We start from the raw sequence: 1,088 nt of genomic DNA on the forward strand, positions 1-1,088 counted from the left end.
GCCCGCGGCGAACTGACGCGGGCCGAGCACGAACTCGCCGACGCCATGGCCGAGGTCGCGGCGTCGACGGTGGATCGGGTCCTGCTCGGGCACGCCGCCGCCGTGGACGCCGTGCACGCCGACGTCGAGGCGATCCGCGACGCGGTCGAACTCGCGGCCGACGCCGAGGACGAGGCGTTGTCGGCCCGGGAGCGGGCCGCCGACCTGCTCGCCCGGGTGCGCCCCGACCGCGCGCTCGACGACCCCACCGCCTACGACGTGCCGGCCGGTGTCGGTGAGCGGGTCACCGCCCTGCGCGACGAGCTCAAGGCGTGCGAGGCCCGACTGGCGAGCGCCGCCGACAAGGTGGCCTACCGCACGACCCGACACGACGCCGCCCGCGCGGCCGCGACCGCGCTCGTCGCCCCCGGCGACACCGAGGACCTGCGCGCGCTGCTCAAGGCCGTGCCCGGCAACCTGGTCGACGACATCGCCCGCGACGAACAGTGCGAGCGTAAACTCAGCCGTGAAGCGGTCGATCTGCGCACCCGGCATGCCCTCGACGACGTCCCCGCGCTGGCCGGCGACGGAGCCGCCCGGGTACGGCTGCCCGGCCAAGGCCGGATCGCCGACCACGTCGAGCAGGTGACCCGGGCCAGGGCCGAGCTGCGCGCCGCGGCCGACGCCGAGCACGAACTGCGAGCCCAACTCGACCTGCGGAGCCGCGAGTTGGCCGCGCTGACCGGCATCGACCCGCCGCCCACGCCCGCCGAGTGGGCCGCCGCCCGGGCCGAGCGCGATCGGCTGTGGACGCAGATCTGCGCCGCCCCACCGCTCACCGACGACCGGATCGACGAGTACGAGCACGCGGTCGAGCTGGCCGACGACCTCGCCGAGCGGATAGCGAGCCGGGCCGAGGCCGCGGTCAAGCGCGGCCGCCTCGAGGTCGACGTCGCGCACGACGGCCGTCGACTGGTCGAACTGGCCGCCCGGCGGGCCGAGGCGAGCGAGCGACAGGCCGACCTCGACACGGCCTGGGCCCACGCCTGGCAGCTCGACGGCTTGCCGGTGCCCGACCCGCACGACGCCTCGGTCCTGATCGACGCCGT

At 76.4% G+C, this 1,088-nt stretch carries 1 pseudogene; it reads left to right on the plus strand.

The features are described 5' to 3' along the window. Positions 1-1,088: pseudogene (locus GT354_RS36040) on the plus strand (hypothetical protein); the annotation flags it as partial.

Origin of the sequence: Streptomyces sp. SID3343, assembly GCF_009865215.1 — a bacterium.
Taxonomy (GTDB): Bacteria; Actinomycetota; Actinomycetes; order Streptomycetales; family Streptomycetaceae; genus Embleya.